Raw genomic sequence first — 19353 nt, 5'->3', positions numbered from 1 at the left:
CTGAAACATGAGGTAAGGTGATTCGGGATGTACGCGTGCCATTTTTGACAATACTATAATCGGCATTGATACATCCACACGCTGGACAATGTGTCGGATTATATGTGAGTTTGGCAGTGATAAATAGGGACTTAATACCCTTATAGAAAACTTCTTCAACAGTGGACTTTGTATAATCGAGATTAGGCTCTTTAATTTGAAGTAAAGATGATATAAAATGAGTCATAGGCGTAAATGTTCCTTTCTATTGAGTTGTGGTGACTTTAGTATAAGAACATTTGCGCTATTTTTGTATCATTTTATAGAAAAATACGGTTGATGATTTTTAGTCATCAACCGTATTTATTATAGAACCGGTGATATGAGATTGGCTAAGCCTTCTTTTAACTTAATCCATAAACCTCTATCATCATACTTTTCTTCAGTTAATATTTCACAATACTGAATATCATTTTCGAATATGAGACGATGCTTTTTAGCTTCTTCCTTATCATACATAAATGCATTGACTTCAAAGTTTAAGATAAAGCTTCTGTTGTCAACATTAGTCGTACCCACAGATACAACTTCATCATCAATAATAAATACTTTTTGATGTAAGAATCCTGGTTGATACATGTAGATATTTGCCCCCATACGCATCAAAGTACCAACATTTGAATAAGTTGCCCAGTAAACAAAGGGATGGTCTGGGAAGCTTGGAATCATGATGTATACTTTGATCCCTGCTAGAATAGCAATTCTTAAAGCTTCCATTATTGACTGATCTGGAATGAAATATGGAGATTGAATATATATCGTATCTTTCGCGTTATAAATCATTTTTAAGTAGCCATATTTAATTTGTTGATAGTTCTCATCTGGCCCACTTGAAGCAATTTGCATCGTCGTGTCACCAACAGATGGTAGCTCAGGAAAGAATCGCTCAGTATTGTGCATATTATTACGTGTATCATGAGAGTTCCAGTCTAACATGAAACGAATCTGTAAAGATTTCACGGCATTACCTTCGATACGTAAGTGTGTGTCACGCCAAGCACCCATTTCAGGACTCAGCCCGATGTACTCATCACCGACGTTTGACCCGCCGATATAACCGATACGTCCATCGATAACCACAATTTTCCTATGGTTTCTGTTGTTGATACGTGGGTTGATGAGTGGTAGTTTGCTAGGAAAGAAAGCCTCAACTAAACCGCCTTGCTCTCTTATATCAGAGAAATTTCTTAAAGATAAAGACCGTGAGCCTATATCATCGTATAGTATTCTCACAGAGACGCCTTCTTTTTGTTTCTTTAAAAGTGCTTTATACAAACGGTTCCCAATACCATCGAGTTTGAAGATGTAATATTGGAAATGAATGTGATCTTCTGCATCATCTATATCTCTGATCATTTGGTCAAATTTGTCATTCATGTTGGTATAGGTTGTCACATCATTGTTACTTGTGACAAAGGACTGGTTGTTATAAAGGAGCATATGTATTTGTTTTTTATGCTTCTCTGCGGTGATATTAGAAAAGGATAGGCGATTCTCTCTGATTTCCTCTAGTTGTTCACTGACTAAGTGTTCGAGACCAACCTTATCTTTTTCATCTATTTTAAATATTTGTTGTCGATAAATCGTTCTACCAAAAAGTATATATAATAAGAAACCGACAATCGGTAGGAAGAACAGGACGAGCATCCAAGCCCAAACACTTTGTGCACTACGTCGTTCTAAAAATATTATACCAATGGCGAGTAAGAAGTTTACAAAAAATATAATAGCAGTAATAACTGTAAACACCACTTGGTCCGTTATATAAATGTCTGTAAACGGAATATACATGCTTGAATCCCTTTCTAAAAAATAATATAAAATAGTTTTGTAATAAGTCTGTAATATTTTCTCTCTGAAAAGTATAGATAATTATATTATAAAGAAGTACAATAAAGTTAGCTATAAAAAGGGAGTGTCCATATGCGCAAAAACGACACAAGTAAAGTTAAGGAAGTCGTCCAGATGCTGCATGAACTCGGCGTGAAGGTCTCATCTTCGAAATCTCGTTTTGAAATTATGAACCGTATTGCTAACAAGGAACAACTTAGACTGAAAGAAAATAATATTTAAAAGAAAACTGCTGTAGATGCATAACGCCTCCACAGCAGTTTTTTATTTTAATTTTGGACCGGATAGGTGATGGAAGTACATACTTAAGAGTACACCAACTGCGACCATGTTCGACCAAAGTCCACTACCACCATAACTTATAAACGGTAAAGGTAATCCTGTAATTGGTACAAGCTGAATCGTCATACCGATGTTCTGGAAGATGTGGAAGACCAAGAGTGCAATATAGCCGATTATAAAATAAGATGCAAAGCTATCAGTCGCTTGAAAAGCCATACGAATCAAATGCATAATCAACATAAATAAAATCAGAATTACAATAGTTGATCCTATGAATCCGAACTCCTCGCCGATAATCGTAAAGATAAAGTCTGTGTGATTTTCTGGAATATATATAATACCATCTGTATAACCTTTACCAGTAATTCCACCTGAACCAATTGCAATCAGTGAATTGGTCAATTGGAAGCCACTGTCTGATTGGAAGGCCTCAGGCGTTAACCAAGAATAGATACGCTCAAATTGATAGGGGTGAATACCTAAGTATTTCTCAAGAATATCTGGACGGTAAAGTATGCCTAAGATTAATGCAATTCCAGTCGTTGCAGCAACAGTAAAAGTTGGAATGATGAGCCACCAACTAATACCGGATACAATGACTAAGCCGAGGAAAATTGCAATCATCACGAGTACAGTACCCATGTCGTTTTGTAGGAGAATTAAGATCATCGGCAACACTGAAACTAAAATTAATTTGAGCAACAATCTTAGATCCATGGCCAGTGTGTCGGTGAGCTTGTATTTATTGTGCTGACTAATCACGTAAGCCATCGTTAAAATATAAATGATTTTAACGAACTCTGAAGGTTGGATGCTGAAGAACCCGAACTGATACCAACTCTTAGCCCCGTTAATAATCGGTGTAATTGATGAGACTGGCGCAATATACAGGATGAGTAAACTCAGGACGCCTACTGTATATAAGATCCAAGTATAGGACTTTATTAATTTAAAGGGGATACACATTAAGCCGAGTGCTATAACAAAACCGAGTGCGTAGAACATGATTTGACGCGTACCAAAATCTGTACCGTACTGACCACTCGTCATCGCAGAATGGATGGCAATCACACTGACAGTTGCTAATAACAAGATTAAAATGATTAAAATCCAGTCGACGCGTGCGAATATATTTATATTTTGTCGTTGATATTTATTATTACTCACGTAAGTCACCTAATTCATATAGAAATCATGACATTTAGTATACAACTATTTTATAATTATATCAGTAAATAAGAAAAATTAGGATGAAGAAAATGATAAAAAGAACGTTTGAGCAAATCGCTTTGGCCTGTGGCGGTACATTAAATAAGAAGGCTGAAACTTTAAAAGATAATTATATCGAGGGTGTCTCCATCGATACACGCACAATTGAAACAAATAACTTATTCATTCCGTTCAAAGGTGAAAATGTCGATGGTCATCGTTTTATAGATATGGCTTTTGAAAAGGGTGCAGCGCTAACCTTAAGTGAACAAGACGATATGGAGTCGAGTTATCCTACTATACTTGTTGAGGATGGATTAAAAGCCCTTCAGAAGATTAGCCAGGTATATTTGAATGAAATTGCACCGAAGGTTGTTGCTGTGACAGGGTCAAATGGTAAGACGACGACCAAGGACATGATTGAATGTGTTTTAAATAAACGGTACAAGGTGCAAAAAACAATCGGTAATTTTAATAATGAAATTGGTATGCCATTAACGATCTTACAGCTTGAAGCGGATACTGAGGTTTCAATTTTAGAGATGGGGATGGACCGACTAAAAGATATTAGTTTTTTAAGTCAGCTTGCAAAACCAGATATTGCAGTGATTACTAGTGTCGGTGAATCCCATATAGAAATGTTAGGTTCTAGAGAAAATATTGCTAAGGCAAAATACGAAATAGTTGATGAATTAAAAGATGAGGGTACATTCATTTATTCTAAAGATTATCAACTCTTAGAAAACATCGTTAAAAAAGATGTACCATATACATTAAAAACAGCTGGTTTAAATGAAGAAAATGAAGCGTTGATTACGGATATCAGCGCAAATGGTGAAGGTACGCAATTTACATTTAAAGGCGAAGTGGTTTCGATTCCTCAACTTGGTGCCCATAACGCACTGAATGCATCACTCGCTATTTTAGTTGCTGAAAGTTTAGGTGTTAGCTTAGCTGAAAGTAAAGCAAATCTGGAAAACTTAAAAGTGACAACAATGAGAATGGAACGTATTGAGGACAAGAGTGGTGCTCTAATTATTAATGATGCATACAATGCATCTAAGGCTAGTATGATCAGTGCAATTGATACAATGAGTCAACTCGACTACACCAACAAAATTCTAGTGCTCGGTGACATTCTAGAACTCGGTAGTTATTCTAAGGAACTTCATGAGGCAGTTGGGCACTTCATCAATGAATTGCCAACAGACTTTACCTATATATATACATTCGGTGAGCATACAGAGTACATTCATAATATTTTAGAGACTAAAAACAAAATGCATATCGGGACAATTGAGGACTTGAGAGATCAGGTGATAGAACATCTAAATAAAGATACAGCAATCTTATTAAAAGGTTCTAGGGGAATGGCCTTAGAAAGGGTGATACAAGATCGCTAAAGTCGGCATCTTATTTCTACATGGCTATACAGGTGGGCGTTTTGAATTAGAGCCAACATTTAAATATTTAAAAAAGCGATATGATTTTGATTATGAATTTCCTGTGTACCCAGGTCATGGCTACACTTTAAGCTTAGTGGGCCTAGCTGGTGATGATTGGTATCAAGAAGCAGAAAAGGCGTATTTTAATCTAACTAAGAGAGTGGATGAAATATACATCATTGGCTACTCTATGGGTGGCGTCTTTGCATCTTACCTCGCGCAAAATTACCATGTTGATAAATTAATTTTAATCGCACCGGCCTTCGATCACACTAAAATTTCAAAGTTGCATCGTTTAAACCTCTCATCAAGTGTTGTGAAGGATCATTTGAGATATAATATGATTAGAAGAGTGAGTCCACGATTAAAAAATATCCCACTTCGAGCGATGAATGAATTCGTCAAAATAGTGGAAGCAAAAACTGGTGATTTAAGAAAAGTGACATGTCCTGTTATATTCATACACGGCAAGATTGATTTATTAGTGCCTTATCAAGCAAGTGTAAAAGCGCATGAACAAATGCCTAACTCGCAATTGTTTTTACTTGAGCATGGGCCGCACCTATTGATGTTTACAGAAGAGAAGCTGCTGGAGGCCAATATTTTAGTCGAGCGTTTTTGCTTTAAGGGTAGTCAAGAAAAGACCTTGTGAATTGAGGCGTGAAGTGTTACTATAGAGAAGTTGTACATGCGAGAAATGAATAGTCAAAGGAGACTAAAGTTTGAAGATTTTTAAAGAATTAGGAATCAGTGATGAGACAATACAGGCCATTACTGATATGGGGTTCACTGAACCTACTCCCATCCAGGAAGAAAGTATTCCATTAGCATTAGAGAGAAAGGATATCCTTGGGCAAGCACAGACTGGTACTGGTAAAACTGGTGCTTTCGGTATCCCAATCGTTGAAAACACAACTAAAGGTGCAGGTACTCAGGTGATTGTTCTAACACCGACAAGAGAGTTAGCTGTACAAGTAGCCGATCAGTTAAAGGCATTTGCTAAGAGAAAGAAATTAACGACTGCCGTTATTTTTGGTGGTATGAGCATTGAACGTCAAATCAAAGATTTGAAGAGAAAACCGGAGATCATCGTCGGAACGCCAGGACGTATGATTGATCATATTAATCGCCGCACACTAAAATTAGAAGATGTACAGACAATTGTTTTAGACGAAGCGGATGAAATGATGAACATGGGCTTTATTGATGATGTTAAATTCATCATGAGTAAAGTACCTGAAGAAGGCCGTCAGACACTTCTATTCTCTGCGACGATGCCACGTGCAATCCAAGATCTAGTGACACGTTTTATGAAGAATCCGACAGTTGTGAAGACGATGAATCAAAATAACTCAGACCCTTTAATCGATGAGTTTTATACAATTGTTAAAGAGTTAGAGAAATTATCTGTATTTACATCTTTCTTAGATGTTCACCAACCAGAACTTGCGATTGTTTTTGGTCGTACAAAACGCCGTGTTGACGAATTAACAAGTGCATTAATTGCCAAAGGTTACAGAGCTGAAGGCTTGCACGGTGACATTACACAATCCAAACGACTTGAAGTATTGAAGAAGTTTAAAAACAACTCTCTCGATATTTTAGTTGCAACTGATGTTGCAGCAAGAGGTTTAGATATTTCAGGAGTATCACATGTGTACAACTTTGATATTCCACAAGATACTGAATCTTATACTCACCGTATCGGTCGTACAGGTCGTGCAGGTAAAGAAGGTATGGCATTAACTTTCGTTAACCCAATTGAGATGGATTTCTTACGTCAAATTGAAAACGATAAGAAAAAAGCAATTCGTGCCCTTCGTCCACCAAGTAAAAAAGAAGTGGAAAAAGCACGCGAACAAGAAGTCTATGAAAAAATTGGTAAATGGTTAGAAGAAAATAATAACCAACATACCGGAGAAATCGCTGAAGGTCTTATGACTCAACATGAGCCTAAAGCAATTATTGCAGCACTAGTTAATGAGCTTCTGTATTCTAAAGAAGATGACAATATTCAATTGTCATTTGAAAAACCACTTTCTCGCAAAGGTCAAGGACGCAGAGGCAAACCAAATTATAGTAAAGGTAACCACAGAGGTGGTAACCAAAGACGTGGTAGAGACAACTTTAAATCACGTGGCAGCAAAAACAACAAACGCCAAGGACAAGGCGGACGTACAAGTAAACAAGGTCGTGTATTTAAAGATCACGAAAGATAAAAACGTCAGAGCTGGGAATCTCAATTTCCTAGCTCTTTTTTCTATTTTGTGACTGTTGTATTATAGAAGTAAATAAATTTTGGATGTGTTAGCGATGATACAAATGGACAAGCGTGTAAGACCCTACTTAATGATTAAAGCCTTACTCACTTGGATGATCGTATTACTAGTGCTTATTGGTGCATCAGTAGGTGTCTATTTTCTAGATTGGCCAACTTGGTTGTACTATATATTTTTAGGTATCATAGTCCTTTGGCTAGTAAGCTTTGTAATATTAAGGCCAATCATATATTCACGGGTGACTTCTTATCAGTTACATGAAGATAGAATCGTTGTCCGTCAAGGATTTTTTACAGTGAAAACACAAATGATCCCAATTAAACGCGCACAAGGTGTGACGTTCAACAGTGGTCCTTTATCTAGAAAATATAATTTAGGTATCGTTGAAATTAAGACTGCTGGTACAGGTATAATGATGCCACCACTCAAAATTGAAGAGGCGAGATCCTTAAAACAAAATATAGTTGATCTTGTAAAGGGGGAGTCTAGCGATGTATAATCCTCAGAAATTACACCCTGTTGCATATTTAGGCAGTGTCGTTAAAGGAATTAGAAATATGTTCATACCGACACTGATTATTTTGTTTAATATGAGAGAAGAGCTGTTCTCAGGTACAGTCAGTCCAAAATTATTATTTAGTGGTATTGGTATTCTAGTTTTAGTATTTATCTTATTAACTGGTTATGATGTGATCAATAAATACCGAACTAGATTTTGGATTGAGGATAATAAATTTGTTTTTAAAGACGGTGTCATAACAAGAAATGAGAAAGATTTAGACATCAAACGCATTCAGTCTATTGATTTTAATGAGCCATTTTTCCATAGGATTTTTGGTGCCGTTCAGCTCGATATTTTAACACCAGGTGATGGCATTAAAATTGATACCATAAAAAAATCTCAAGCAAGTGAAATACAAAGTGCAATCTATGAGGAAAAAGAAGAGAAAGAGGCAGTGACATCACTTGATGAAACAGAAATCAATATAGGTGATGCGAGCCCTTGGCCAAGAGAAACTGCAACTAAAAGTATTAAAAGCTTTGAAACGATTAAAAAGATGTCCTTTAAGGAATTATTACTCATGGCAATGACGAGTGGAGGCCTAGGTGTCTTTACTGCAATATTCTTCGGTTTAATTAATATCGTAGGTGGCGAAATTGTCATTGAGAATTACTTTGAATACTTCGAGGATATTATTAGAAGTGTTGTGCTGGCAGTCGTTCTTGCCTCACTGATCTTTGTCGTAATCGGTTATATTATTGGTACGACGATTATTATGGTTCGAAACTATGATTACACCTTGAAACGTCGGGGTGATGATCTGTCTATCGAATATGGGTTATTATCTAAGAAGAACAAGAGCGTGAATATAAATCGAGTACAAAATGTCGTTATTTCTGACAGTTTATTACGCCGATTAATTGGTTATTATGCACTGTCTGTTTCGATAACAAGTGATTCTTTAGAATCAGATGAGGTTGATGGTAAGGTTCAATTACTCCCATTCATTAAAAAGAAAGAATTATATGAGATAATAGGGGACATATTCCCAAACTATCATATGACCACGCCTGAAAGAGTAGTGCCGGTTCGATCTTATAGAAGATACTTCCAATTTACGATTCTGTTTTTCTTAATCGCGGTGGGCGTACTCGCTTATTTCTTCCACGATGAGTCATTCATGACCTATATCTATATTGGTGCGGTAGTACTCTTAGCTATCTTTGTAATAAGTGGTATTTATAGTGCTAAGAATGTTGGTTATACCATTTATGGAGATGAAATTAACATGATGACGGCATCAGCCTTTACGCGTCGTCACTTTGCGATTAAGCATGATAAAATTATAGATACAACGTATCGTAGAAACCCGTTCCTGCACCGAGCAGACCTCGGGCATATTGAAGTGTCGACACCGGGTGGTGTACTAAGTTCGTCAGCGGAAATTAAATTTATCGAAAAAGATGATATCGAGAGAATATGGAAATATATAGAGAGGGGGACTGATGATGAAGCGGATATCACCGAAAGCAATCAAACTATGGAGAATTCGAGCACTGATTAATGCAGGAATTTGGTTTGTGATTGCTCTAGCAATAGGTATTGCTACGTTCTTTTTCGACTTTATACCTTGGTGGATCTTTTTAATACCAGTCGGTCTCGGCCTCTTGGTTCTATTGATTAGTGCATGGATTACGCCGAAATTAAAGTACAAATACTTCCGTTATCAAGTGTTAGAGGATGAAATACGTATACACAGCGGTATTTGGTTTAAATCAGAAGTTTCAGTACCATTATTTAGGGTGCAAAACATCGATACGACGGTCGGTCCCATTATGAAAAAAATGAGTTTAAAAGGTATTTCCTTACAAACATCGGCTGAAAGATTATATATTCCTGAGTTGGAAAATCAAAAGGCTGACGAACTACGAAGTGATATTCGAACGTTGATCAATCGAAATAGTCAACAAAAAAATGCAGGTAATATTTTATGATAAGTGGACTTGGAACAGATATAATTGAACTTTCTAGAATTCACAAGGTCAATAAGGATGATCGATTAGCTAAAAGAATTCTAAGTGATTTAGAATTTACGCACTATCAAACAATCAATAATTTAGATAGAAAAACTGCTTACTTAGCGGGTCGTTTTGCTGTTAAAGAAGCTTATAGCAAAGCGCTCGGTACAGGTATTGGTAAGGCAATTAGCTTTAATGATATCTGTTGTATAAATGATGAACAAGGTAAGCCGATGATTAAAGGTGACCCTAACGTCCATGTTTCAATCTCTCATTCTAGAGATTATGCGGTTGCGACGGTGATTATTGAGGAGGAAAATAGATGATTGATAGGTACTATAGAGATACCGTACTCGACGTTGATTTAACAGCCATAGAAAAAAATTATAAGGCGATTCAAGCAAAGAATTATGACAAAACGTTTATTGCAGTCGTTAAAGCTGAAAGTTATGGCCTCGGAGCTGAAGTTGTGGCTAACTTTCTTGCAGATGCGGGAGTAACATTTTTTGCTGTTGCCACACTTGATGAGGCAATTGCTCTAAGAATGCACGGTATCAAAGAGAAGATTCTCGTGTTAGGTACGATTAATCCTGAACAGATTAACAAGGCAATCCAGCACCGAATTGCAGTGACTGCGCCAAATTTAAATTGGGTTAATGATGCGATTGATAATGTAGATGATAAGTACGATAAATCGGTATGGATTCATATAAAAGTTAACAGTGCCATGAACCGTTACGGAACTGATGATATTGATGAAATTTCAGCAATGATTAATCGCATTAATCACTTTGAGCGTTTTATTTACGAAGGTATATATAGTCACTTTACCTCTAGCGATGTTGAAGGTCCTGAAACACTTGAAGAATTTGAGAAGTTTAAAGGTATTGTTCAAGCTGTCGAACAGCCTACCTATATTCATATGAGTAATTCTGGTGGAGCTCTACTGTTAGAAGAAGACTTCACAACCGCTGTAAGAAGTGGTATTTCTTTATATGGATATTACCCAAGTGATTATGTTAAAAACAATACATCTGTGAAGCTGATTCCTTCAGCTCGACTCACAAGTGAAATTTGTGGGTTACATCAGCTTAAAGCCGGAGATAGTGTAAGCTATGGAAGAACTTATACAGCAAATCAAGATGAGGTCATTGCGACACTACCAATCGGTTATGCAGATGGACTAATGCGCCAACATCAGGGCTATACAGTACAGTTGGGAGACGGGGGAGAATGTCAAATCGTCGGCACAATTTGTATGGATGCTACAATGATTAAAGTACCCGATGGTACTGAGTTAGGGCAGATCGTAACAATTGTTGATGATAAGGCAGATTCGAAACAGTCCTTAGAACAGTATAGTGAATATGTCAATACAATTACTTACGAGTCACTATGTGCCTTTAGTAAACGATTACCACGTAGGTATAAAAATGAGACTGAAACATTTATTCTAAATGAAGTCATCAATTGATATTCAAGCGTAACATGGCATTAAGAACATCTAAATGTTATGATGAGAAGTAAGTATGATATAAATGTATTTTGGAGCTGAGTGTATTGATGAATTTATCAGGATACAGCGATTTGGAAAAGGACTTAGTCATAGGATATATAGAAATGGCTGAGCTTAATTTGATGATTGCCCAGGAAAGCTTCAATGCCGAAAGTGAAGCGTACCGGATCAGCTTAGGAGAGTCTAAGCGTAATGGCGCAGCATGCAATGACAGAAAAGATGGTGAATAGATGAAAAGAGGAGAAGTGTATTTAGCTGATCTTTCACCTGTGCAGGGTTCTGAACAAGGGGGCAAACGCCCTGTTGTTATTATCCAAAATAATGTAGGTAACCTTCACAGTCCAACTGTGATTGTTGCCGCCATTACTGGTAAGATAAACAAAGCCAAGATACCTACACATGTTGAAATTTCCAAGGAAAAGTACAACCTTGACATGGATTCAGTAATACTGCTCGAACAAATTCGAACGGTGGATAAAACCCGTTTGCAAGAAAAACTTACATATTTAGATGATGAAAAAATGCTAGAAGTTACAGAGGCTCTAAAGATTAGTTTAGCGCTTGAGCCGAAGAGTAAGAAGAAAAAGAAAAAATATAAGAAGACTGCAAACTAGACTTTTGTTATCAAAAGTCTTTTTTAAAATAGGAGGTGATCGTTGTGACATATATTGATGACTTAGTTGAAGATTATAAGACATTGATAAGGGAACATCTAGAGTCAAAGGATGATGATGTACTTTATAATAAAGCGCACGACTTTAGTGAGCGCGCGATTGATATGGATATATCACCTGATGAAATGATTGCTTTACATATTGAACTAATTGATGTGATGGAACTTAATAGTTACACCTTAATTAAAGATTCCCTAGAAGTCCTACAAGAAGTGATGATTCGTTTTGGTTTTACATACAAGGACTATAAGGCCATGCTAAACAAGATGGAACGCCATGACCAAGAAATGGATGTCGCTGCTAGTTTACAAGAGACGATGTTAAAAACGTCTATACCTGTTATGGAAAACGTAGAACTCGGTGCCATTAGTGTACCTGCTAGAAAAGTGAGTGGAGACTACTACAATATTATTGAACACGCTGATGGTAAATTAACGTTCGCGGTAGCGGATGTCATCGGTAAAGGGATTCCTGCAGCGATTGCTATGTCCATGCTGAAATTTGGGATGGATTTAACATCTTCATCGAACCCACCCTCACAATCATTACAACGTCTCAACCGCTTAGTTGAGAAAAACGTGAATAAAAATATGTTCGTTACGATGTTTTACGGTCTTTATGACTTTAAAAAAGCTAATTTATGTATCTCCAGTGCAGGTCATGAACCTGCATTCATTTATCGTCATGAAGAGGATGTTTTTGAAGAGTTAGATGGTAAGGGCTTGGTACTTGGTGTTATGCAAGAGGCGGAATACGAGGAAGTATCTACTGACTTAGCAGTGAATGATATGTTATTTGTCTTTACCGACGGTGTATCTGAGTTAAGAAAGCATGACGGTTCATTTATCGATATGGAAGATATTAAAGATATGATTCGAGAATATAGAGATCAGCATCCTCAAGATATAGTGCAGTACATCTATGAGAATTTAACCCGTATGCGTCATCAAAGCTATAGAGATGATTTAACGATGTTTATTATAAAAAATAAAAAATCTTAGTAAGTTTCAAATTTTATGTTTTAGGGTAAAAATATGGAGCCATACTTTTTACAAACGAATCGAATGGAGTGCGTACATAATCATGAATATTAGTATTGATGTGACAGAAAATAAAGATGAATATCTAGTGACTGTAAAAGGAGAGTTAGATGTTTATACCGCGCCTGAACTCAAGCAGGTTTTTGAACCGATCGCAGCTACCGGAGAACACAATTTAATTGTAGACTTAAGTGAATTAAACTACATGGACTCTACCGGTCTAGGTATTTTTGTTGGAACTTTAAAAGATTTAAATAAGCATAACAAGGAGCTCCATGTACTTGGAGTAAATGATAGAATCATGAAACTCTTTGAAATTACTGGTTTACGTGACTTGATGTATGTAAACAAGAATTCGGAGGTCGAATAATAATGACGCGCGAATATGATTTTATAGAAATGAAGTTTCCGTCGAACCCTGAATACGTTGGTTTAATCCGTCTAACCTTATCAGGTGTGTTGTCAAGAGCTGGTGCAACTTATGATGACATTGAGGATTCTAAAATTGCCGTATCAGAAGCAGTAACAAATGCTGTTAAGCATGCTTATAGTGCAGATGAAGCAGGAGATATCTCCGTTGGCTTTGCTGTATTTAATGATAAGGTTGAAATTATCGTTGCTGATAATGGGCAAAGCTTTGATTATGAACAGATTAAAACAGAGCTTGGTCCTTATAATGAAGATGATAATATTAACTATTTGAGAGAAGGTGGGCTTGGGCTTTTCCTTATTGAAACTCTCATGGACAAGGTGACATTCAAAAAAGAACCGGGTGTTACAATTAGCATGACGAAGTATATTAGCGAAAGTCAGGTGCAACCGAATGGAGAAGCAATCTCAAAATAAAAATTACGGACTGCCACCTGAAGAGGTTAACCAGCTTATTAAAAGCTATCAGGAAAATGAAGATCAGTTAGCTCAAAGTAAACTGGTCGATAACTATACGAAACTAGTTGAATCTTTAGCTTTTCGATATTCAAGAGGGCAGTCTCATCATGAGGATTTAGTCCAGGTCGGCATGCTTGGCCTACTCGGGGCAATTAAACGTTTTGATACGTCTTTTGACCGTCGTTTTGAAGTCTTCCTAGTACCGACCGTAGTCGGGGAGATTAAAAGGTATCTACGAGATAAGACATGGAGTGTTCATGTTCCAAGACGTATAAAAGAACTCGGCCCCAAAATTAAAAATACGACAGACCAACTTACAAATGAACTGGAGCGTTCACCGACAATTTTAGAGCTTGCAAACAAATTGGAAGTGACTGAAGAAGAAATATTGGAAGCAATGGAAATGGGTCAAAGTTATAATGCATTAAGTGTCGATCATTCAATCGAAGCGGATAAGGATGGCTCAACAGTTACCTTGCTCGATGTAATGGGTGAACAAGATGACAATTATGACTTGGCTGAAAAACGTATGATTTTAGAGAAGGTTTTACCGATTCTCTCAGATAGAGAACAGGAAATTATTCATTCTACATTCATCGATGGGCTCAGTCAAAAAGAAACTGGAGAACGCATAGGCTTAAGTCAAATGCATGTTTCACGTTTACAACGTTCTGCAATTAAGAAGCTGAGAGAAGCAGTCAAAGAAGTAGAATAAATTTACTAAAGCCCATCTGTATAGATTGGGCTTTTTATATTAGGAGATTATGTATATGACAGAGGAACTCATTAAACAGATTAGCCAGAAGATGAATATCAATCAGCAACCTATTGAAATAGTACTTGAACTCCTGGCGGACAAGAATACCGTCCCTTTTATTGCGCGTTACCGTAAAGAAGCTACAGGGGGACTTGATGAAGTTGCGATTAAAGAAATTGAAACAGAATATTTATACCTAGAAAACTTAAACAAGCGTAAAGATGAAGTCATACGTTTAATTGACGAACAAGGCATGTTAACAAAAGAGTTACGTGAAGAAATATTAAAACAGACCAAACAAAGTCGTGTGGAAGACTTATATCGTCCTTATAAACAGAAGAAGAAAACCCGTGCAACAGAAGCGAAACGTCTCGGCTTAGAACCACTGGCTAAAGAAATATTAAAAGGAGATACTGAAGATATACAAGCACTTGGGGCAACTTATCTTAACGAAGAAGTTACTACAGCAGATGACGCAATTCAAGGCGCGAAAGATATCATTGCTGAAATGATATCTGATAATCCTTATTATCGTTTGCATATTTTAAAAAGTATTAAAGCAACTTCGAGTCTTGTATCGACTGTGAGAAAAAATGCAGACGATCCTGAAGGTGTCTTTGAGATGTATTATGATTATACGGAGCGTGTGAAAAATATTGTACCTCACCGTATTCTTGCCTTAAATCGCGGAGAAACATTAAAGGTACTCAGTGTGAAGTTTTCTCATGACAACGAGAAATTTATTGAGTACTTAAAAGGAAAAGTTATTAAACATGGTGCTAAGACGGCTGACCTAATAACTGACGCAATTGAAGATAGTCTGAAGCGTTTATTACTACCTTCACTTGAGAGAGAGATCCGTTCTGATTTAAAGGAAAAAAGTGAAAAGCACGCTGTTGACGTCTTTGAAGAAAACTTAAAACGTCTTTTATTACAACCACCGCTAAAAGGAAGAATTATTCTCGGTTTAGATCCTGCCTATAGAACAGGTTGTAAGCTGGCAGTCATTGATGAGACAGGAAGTTTTTTAGCTAAAGATGTTGTTTACCCACATAAGCCTGTAAATAAAAAAGATGAAGCGAAGAAAAAGATAGTTAATCTAATTAAACAATATGATGTGTCTTTAATTGCTATTGGTAACGGAACCGCATCAAGGGAGTCAGAGGAATTTGTCGGCTCACTCATCAGTGAAGAGAATTTAGATTTGAGTTATATTATCGTTAACGAAGCAGGGGCGAGTGTGTATTCAGCCTCAGAAATCGCGAGAGTAGAGTTTCCTGACTTTAACGTAGAAGAACGTAGCGCGGTGTCGATTGCGAGACGTGTTCATGACCCGCTTAGTGAACTTGTAAAAATTGATCCAAAATCAATTGGTGTTGGGCAATATCAACATGATATTAATCAGAAATTCCTAACGGAATCTTTAGATTTTGTCGTTGAAACAGCTGTTAACCAAGTAGGTGTCGATTTGAATACAGCATCAGTGACGCTTTTACAACACGTTGCAGGGCTCACGCCGGCTATTAGTAAAAATATTGTCCTATATCGTCAGGAAAATGGTGGCTTCAAAAAGAGAAGTGAGCTGAAGAAAGTTGCGCGCTTAGGTAATAAAACCTATGAACAATGTGTCGGGTTCTTAAGAATATTCAACGGTAAAGAACCGCTGGATATGACTCAGATTCACCCTGAGCAATATAAAAAAACATATGAATTAATTAAAATTCTAGGTTTAACTATTGATGCTTTAGGAACAGAAAAAATCCGAGGAAAACTGTCATCAATCAACGTTAGAGAGCTTGCTACAACATTAGATTTAGGTGTACCTACCTTGGAAGATATTATCGAAAGTTTGAAAGCACCACTTAGAGACGTACGTGATCAGTACGATACTCCACTCTTAAAATCTGATGTTTTAAGTATTGAAGACTTAAAATCTGGTATGACTTTATCAGGGACAGTAAGAAATGTAACAGATTTTGGGGCTTTTGTTGATATTGGTGTGAAACAAGATGGACTTGTTCATATTTCTCAAATTGCTAATAGATATATCAAACATCCTTTAGACGTAGTAAATACTGGAGATATTGTAGAAGTAAAAGTAATGGATGTAGATGTAAAGAAAAATAGAATTGCTTTAACAATGAAGGATGTATAAAAAATGGCGGGAAATCTATTTAAATAGATTTCCCGCCATTTTCATATTTACTTTTTTACATGTTGTGGAAGTAATCAGGGTTTTCAAGATCTACATCATTGATGTCGATACCAAGTGCAGCTGCAACACCTTTACCGTAATCCGGATCTGCTTGGTAGCAGTTATAGATATGACGGTGTTTAGTACGTGTTGTTGTTTCAGCCATATCGTCAGCAGTATTTCTGAATAGACGTTGTTTCTCTTCATCAGACTGTAAACGGAAGAGTTTACCAGGCTGTTCGAAGTAGTTATCATCGTCATCACGGAAATTGTGCTCATAGATTGATGCAGTTTCAAGATCTAATGCAGGCTGTTTTGCGTCAGGATCCGAGTTATGCGCACCGTAACTGTTAGGATAGTAGTTAACACCAGAGCCCATGTTACCATCTACACGCATTGCACCGTCTCTAGAGAATGGGCAAACATTCGTTGCACCTTTTGGTGAGTTCACTGGAATTTGGTGGTGGTTCACACCAAGACGGTATCTTTGGGTGTCTCCATATGAGAAGATACGACCTTGTAGCATCTTATCTGGAGAGAATCCGATACCAGGCACAATATTTGTTGGTGCAAATGCTGCTTGTTCTACTTCAGCGAAGTAGTTTTCAGGGTTTTTATTTAATTCAAACTCACCAACTGGGATGAGTGGGTAGTCACCTTTGTACCATACTTTAGTTAAATCGAATGGGTTATCTGGGTGAGTTTTAGCTTGTTCTTCAGTCATCACTTGAATGTACACTTTCCATTTAGGGAAGCTTCCTTCTTCAATTGCATTGAATAAATCTCTTTGTGAAGATTCACGGTCTTTACCAACAACTGATTCTGCTTCTTCATTAGTATAGTTTTCAATACCTTGTTGAGTTCTGAAGTGGAATTTAACCCACACGCGTTCATTATCTTCATTAATCATGCTATAAGTGTGTGAACCGAAACCATGCATGTTTCTGAAACCTTTAGGAATACCACGGTCTGACATTACTATAGTAACTTGGTGTAATGCTTCAGGAAGGTTAGTCCAGAAGTCCCAGTTACTTTCAGCATTTTTCATGTTTGTTTTAGGATCACGTTTAACAACGTGGTTTAAACTTGGGAAAAGTTTAGGGTCACGGAAGAAGAATACTGGTGTGTTGTTACCAACTAAATCCCAGTTACCATCTTCGGTGTAGAATTTAAGTGCGAAACCACGGATGTCACGTTCAGCATCTGCAGCACCACGTTCACCAGCTACTGTAGAGAAGCGAGCAAACATTTCTGTTTCTTTCCCAACTTCACTAAAGATTTTAGCTTTCGTGTACTGTGTAATGTCATGTGTGACTTTAAATGTACCAAATGCACCTGAACCTTTAGCGTGCATACGACGTTCAGGGATAACTTCACGGTCAAAGTGAGCCATCATATCTAAGAAGTAAGGATCTTGCATTACAAGAGGACCACGTGGTCCAGCTGTCATTGTATTTTCACGATCACCAACGGGATTGCCGAAAAGAGTAGTAAGTCTATTATCTTTATTAGTCATCAATAACTGCCTCCATTAATTAGAATTATTATAAATAAACTATATCAAGTATAAGTAACAAAAGCAAGCTTCTAAACCGAAGTAAATGAATATCTTTACAAGTATTTTACACAAGGAAAACGTAATGCTTATTCTTAATGAACATAGTGCTTAGCTAACTAAATGAGAATAAAATGATACTTAAAAGTTACATTATATAGAAGGGAGTCAATAAAGATATAAAACATAAAATAAATTGTGAAGAATGTATTGACTTAATATAAGAATGTCTGTATATTAGTAAACGTTGTTATTTTAATAAGTTGGCCCGTTGGTCAAGCGGTTAAGACACCGCCCTTTCACGGCGGTAACACGGGTTCGAGTCCCGTACGGGTCACCATTAATTTTAAAAAAATATAAATTAATCATTGACTTATACTTTATAAGAAAGTATAATTTTAAATCTAAACTGTTAGAGCTTAAGCAACTAAGCGAAAGTACTTACAGAAAAATCACAAAAAAGTTCTTGACATCATACTCTCGAAAGGTTATAATGAAAGATGTCGCTAAAAAGAACAAACATCTTAAATATACTTTTAGCGGTTGTGGCGGAATCGGCAGACGCGCTAGGTTGAGGGCCTAGTGGGAGTTAAATCCCGTGGAGGTTCAAGTCCTCTCAGCCGCACCATTAAGACGCTTTAAATCTTATACTCAATATTATACCTATGCGGGTGTAGTTAAATGGCATAACCTCAGCCTTCCAAGCTGATGTCGTCGGTTCGATCCCGATCACCCGCTCCATTTATTAAATTGTTTTAAAAACGAGAACATTGAAAACTGAATGACAATATGTCAACGTTTAATTCCGAATAAAAAGTCTTCTATTAAGATAGGAGCACAGATTGAGGCGAACAATACAAACGCAAGTAGATACTGTCAGCAGTATCGAGTGAGCTTAGTAAAAGCTTTCCAATCATGGAGAGTTTGATCCTGGCTCAGGATGAACGCTGGCGGCGTGCCTAATACATGCAAGTCGAGCGCGAGCGTAAGGAGCTTGCTCCTTACAATCGAGCGGCGGACGGGTGAGTAACACGTGGGCAACCTACCCTTTAGACTGGGATAACTACCGGAAACGGTAGCTAATACCGGATAAGTTGGATTACA

The 19353-nt window shown here is 37.1% G+C and carries 19 protein-coding genes, 3 tRNA genes, 1 rRNA gene and 1 pseudogene; 20 read left to right on the top strand and 4 right to left on the bottom strand.

Annotation, left to right across the window (positions count from 1 at the left end):
- Positions 1 to 226, bottom strand: a pseudogene (locus H624_RS12770) (ISL3 family transposase); the annotation flags it as partial.
- A gap of 119 nt (positions 227 to 345) precedes the next feature.
- Positions 346 to 1830, bottom strand: a complete 1485-nt coding sequence (gene cls, locus H624_RS0108775; protein WP_026867252.1) for a cardiolipin synthase — start codon at positions 1828 to 1830, stop codon at positions 346 to 348.
- A gap of 132 nt (positions 1831 to 1962) precedes the next feature.
- On the opposite strand from cls, the gene H624_RS12720 reads away from it, so the two are divergent.
- Positions 1963 to 2112, top strand: a complete 150-nt coding sequence (locus H624_RS12720; protein WP_166626927.1) for an Lmo0850 family protein — start codon at positions 1963 to 1965, stop codon at positions 2110 to 2112.
- A gap of 42 nt (positions 2113 to 2154) precedes the next feature.
- Here H624_RS12720 and H624_RS0108765 read toward each other — a convergent pair whose 3' ends face one another.
- Complete coding sequence (locus H624_RS0108765; protein ID WP_026867251.1) at positions 2155 to 3339, bottom strand: FtsW/RodA/SpoVE family cell cycle protein; 1185 nt, start codon at positions 3337 to 3339, stop codon at positions 2155 to 2157.
- Positions 3340 to 3431: 92 nt separating this feature from the next.
- Here H624_RS0108765 and H624_RS0108760 point away from each other — a divergent pair, with 92 nt between their 5' ends.
- From H624_RS0108760 to H624_RS0108690, 15 genes are all read left to right on the top strand, one after another.
- Positions 3432 to 4784 (top strand): UDP-N-acetylmuramoyl-tripeptide--D-alanyl-D-alanine ligase, encoded by a 1353-nt coding sequence (locus tag H624_RS0108760; RefSeq protein ID WP_026867250.1) that lies wholly within the window; start codon positions 3432 to 3434, stop codon positions 4782 to 4784.
- A complete protein-coding gene (locus tag H624_RS11955; protein ID WP_342664968.1) occupies positions 4777 to 5478 on the top strand; it encodes an alpha/beta hydrolase in 702 nt (233 codons plus the stop codon). Before H624_RS0108760 ends, H624_RS11955 begins: the two co-directional genes overlap by 8 nt.
- Positions 5479 to 5548: 70 nt before the next feature.
- The gene (locus tag H624_RS0108750) at positions 5549 to 7045 is read left to right on the top strand and encodes a DEAD/DEAH box helicase (protein WP_026867249.1); all 1497 of its coding nucleotides are present in this window, start codon (positions 5549 to 5551) and stop codon (positions 7043 to 7045) included.
- Between the two features lie 103 nt (positions 7046 to 7148).
- On the top strand, positions 7149 to 7604 hold the full coding sequence (locus H624_RS0108745) for a PH domain-containing protein (RefSeq protein ID WP_198687397.1): 456 nt from the start codon (positions 7149 to 7151) through the stop codon (positions 7602 to 7604).
- Entirely contained in the window at positions 7597 to 9171 is a 1575-nt protein-coding gene (locus H624_RS0108740; protein ID WP_026867247.1) for a PH domain-containing protein, read from the top strand. The genes H624_RS0108745 and H624_RS0108740 overlap by 8 nt, the downstream gene beginning before the upstream one ends.
- Complete coding sequence (locus H624_RS0108735; protein ID WP_026867246.1) at positions 9116 to 9601, top strand: PH domain-containing protein; 486 nt, start codon at positions 9116 to 9118, stop codon at positions 9599 to 9601. Before H624_RS0108740 ends, H624_RS0108735 begins: the two co-directional genes overlap by 56 nt.
- Complete coding sequence (acpS, locus tag H624_RS0108730) at positions 9598 to 9951, top strand: holo-ACP synthase (protein ID WP_026867245.1); 354 nt, start codon at positions 9598 to 9600, stop codon at positions 9949 to 9951. The genes H624_RS0108735 and acpS overlap by 4 nt, the downstream gene beginning before the upstream one ends.
- The gene (gene alr, locus H624_RS0108725) at positions 9948 to 11099 is read left to right on the top strand and encodes an alanine racemase (protein ID WP_026867244.1); all 1152 of its coding nucleotides are present in this window, start codon (positions 9948 to 9950) and stop codon (positions 11097 to 11099) included. The genes acpS and alr overlap by 4 nt, the downstream gene beginning before the upstream one ends.
- An 86-nt stretch (positions 11100 to 11185) precedes the next feature.
- Positions 11186 to 11371: a hypothetical protein gene (locus H624_RS0108720; protein WP_198687400.1), complete on the top strand. Its 186-nt coding sequence runs from the start codon at positions 11186 to 11188 to the stop codon at positions 11369 to 11371.
- Entirely contained in the window at positions 11372 to 11755 is a 384-nt protein-coding gene (locus H624_RS0108715; protein WP_026867242.1) for a type II toxin-antitoxin system PemK/MazF family toxin, read from the top strand.
- Positions 11756 to 11799: 44 nt separating this feature from the next.
- Complete coding sequence (locus tag H624_RS0108710) at positions 11800 to 12816, top strand: PP2C family protein-serine/threonine phosphatase (protein WP_051220551.1); 1017 nt, start codon at positions 11800 to 11802, stop codon at positions 12814 to 12816.
- Positions 12817 to 12898: 82 nt separating this feature from the next.
- On the top strand, positions 12899 to 13225 hold the full coding sequence (locus tag H624_RS0108705) for an STAS domain-containing protein (protein WP_026867240.1): 327 nt from the start codon (positions 12899 to 12901) through the stop codon (positions 13223 to 13225).
- A gap of 2 nt (positions 13226 to 13227) precedes the next feature.
- Entirely contained in the window at positions 13228 to 13701 is a 474-nt protein-coding gene (rsbW, locus tag H624_RS0108700) for an anti-sigma B factor RsbW (RefSeq protein ID WP_026867239.1), read from the top strand.
- The gene (gene sigB / locus H624_RS0108695; protein ID WP_026867238.1) at positions 13679 to 14458 is read left to right on the top strand and encodes an RNA polymerase sigma factor SigB; all 780 of its coding nucleotides are present in this window, start codon (positions 13679 to 13681) and stop codon (positions 14456 to 14458) included. Before rsbW ends, sigB begins: the two co-directional genes overlap by 23 nt.
- Before the next feature lie 55 nt (positions 14459 to 14513).
- A complete protein-coding gene (locus H624_RS0108690; protein WP_026867237.1) occupies positions 14514 to 16655 on the top strand; it encodes a Tex family protein in 2142 nt (713 codons plus the stop codon).
- Between the two features lie 55 nt (positions 16656 to 16710).
- Here the strand turns inward: H624_RS0108690 and H624_RS0108685 are convergent, their stop codons facing one another.
- Positions 16711 to 18210 carry a catalase gene (locus tag H624_RS0108685; protein WP_026867236.1) on the bottom strand — a complete coding sequence of 500 codons (1500 nt, stop codon included), beginning with the start codon at positions 18208 to 18210 and terminating at the stop codon, positions 16711 to 16713.
- Between the two features lie 304 nt (positions 18211 to 18514).
- Here H624_RS0108685 and H624_RS0108680 point away from each other — a divergent pair.
- From H624_RS0108680 to H624_RS0108665, 4 genes are all read left to right on the top strand, one after another.
- Positions 18515 to 18589: transfer RNA gene (locus H624_RS0108680), tRNA-Glu, on the top strand.
- 199 nt (positions 18590 to 18788) lie between these two features.
- A tRNA-Leu gene (locus H624_RS0108675) sits at positions 18789 to 18877 on the top strand.
- Between the two features lie 39 nt (positions 18878 to 18916).
- Positions 18917 to 18990: transfer RNA gene (locus H624_RS0108670), tRNA-Gly, on the top strand.
- Positions 18991 to 19161: 171 nt separating this feature from the next.
- A 16S ribosomal RNA gene (locus H624_RS0108665) occupies positions 19162 to 19353 on the top strand; the annotation flags it as partial.

The organism is Jeotgalicoccus marinus DSM 19772, from assembly GCF_000425825.1.
In the GTDB taxonomy this organism is placed as follows: Bacteria; Bacillota; Bacilli; order Staphylococcales; family Salinicoccaceae; genus Jeotgalicoccus; species Jeotgalicoccus marinus.
The sequence above is the reverse complement of the archived record's forward strand: the minus strand, read 5'-3'. Positions and strand labels throughout refer to the sequence as shown.

Coding starts and splice junctions, on each gene's coding strand:
- H624_RS0108685 (WP_026867236.1), bottom strand. CDS start 18,210: ATGACTAATAAAGATAATAGACTTACTACTCTTTTCGGCAATCCCGTT.
- alr (WP_026867244.1), top strand. CDS start 9,948: ATGATTGATAGGTACTATAGAGATACCGTACTCGACGTTGATTTAACA.
- H624_RS0108735 (WP_026867246.1), top strand. CDS start 9,116: ATGAAGCGGATATCACCGAAAGCAATCAAACTATGGAGAATTCGAGCA.
- H624_RS0108690 (WP_026867237.1), top strand. CDS start 14,514: ATGACAGAGGAACTCATTAAACAGATTAGCCAGAAGATGAATATCAAT.
- H624_RS0108740 (WP_026867247.1), top strand. CDS start 7,597: ATGTATAATCCTCAGAAATTACACCCTGTTGCATATTTAGGCAGTGTC.
- H624_RS0108745 (WP_198687397.1), top strand. CDS start 7,149: ATGGACAAGCGTGTAAGACCCTACTTAATGATTAAAGCCTTACTCACT.
- H624_RS12720 (WP_166626927.1), top strand. CDS start 1,963: ATGCGCAAAAACGACACAAGTAAAGTTAAGGAAGTCGTCCAGATGCTG.
- cls (WP_026867252.1), bottom strand. CDS start 1,830: ATGTATATTCCGTTTACAGACATTTATATAACGGACCAAGTGGTGTTT.
- sigB (WP_026867238.1), top strand. CDS start 13,679: ATGGAGAAGCAATCTCAAAATAAAAATTACGGACTGCCACCTGAAGAG.
- H624_RS0108715 (WP_026867242.1), top strand. CDS start 11,372: ATGAAAAGAGGAGAAGTGTATTTAGCTGATCTTTCACCTGTGCAGGGT.
- rsbW (WP_026867239.1), top strand. CDS start 13,228: ATGACGCGCGAATATGATTTTATAGAAATGAAGTTTCCGTCGAACCCT.
- acpS (WP_026867245.1), top strand. CDS start 9,598: ATGATAAGTGGACTTGGAACAGATATAATTGAACTTTCTAGAATTCAC.
- H624_RS0108760 (WP_026867250.1), top strand. CDS start 3,432: ATGATAAAAAGAACGTTTGAGCAAATCGCTTTGGCCTGTGGCGGTACA.
- H624_RS0108705 (WP_026867240.1), top strand. CDS start 12,899: ATGAATATTAGTATTGATGTGACAGAAAATAAAGATGAATATCTAGTG.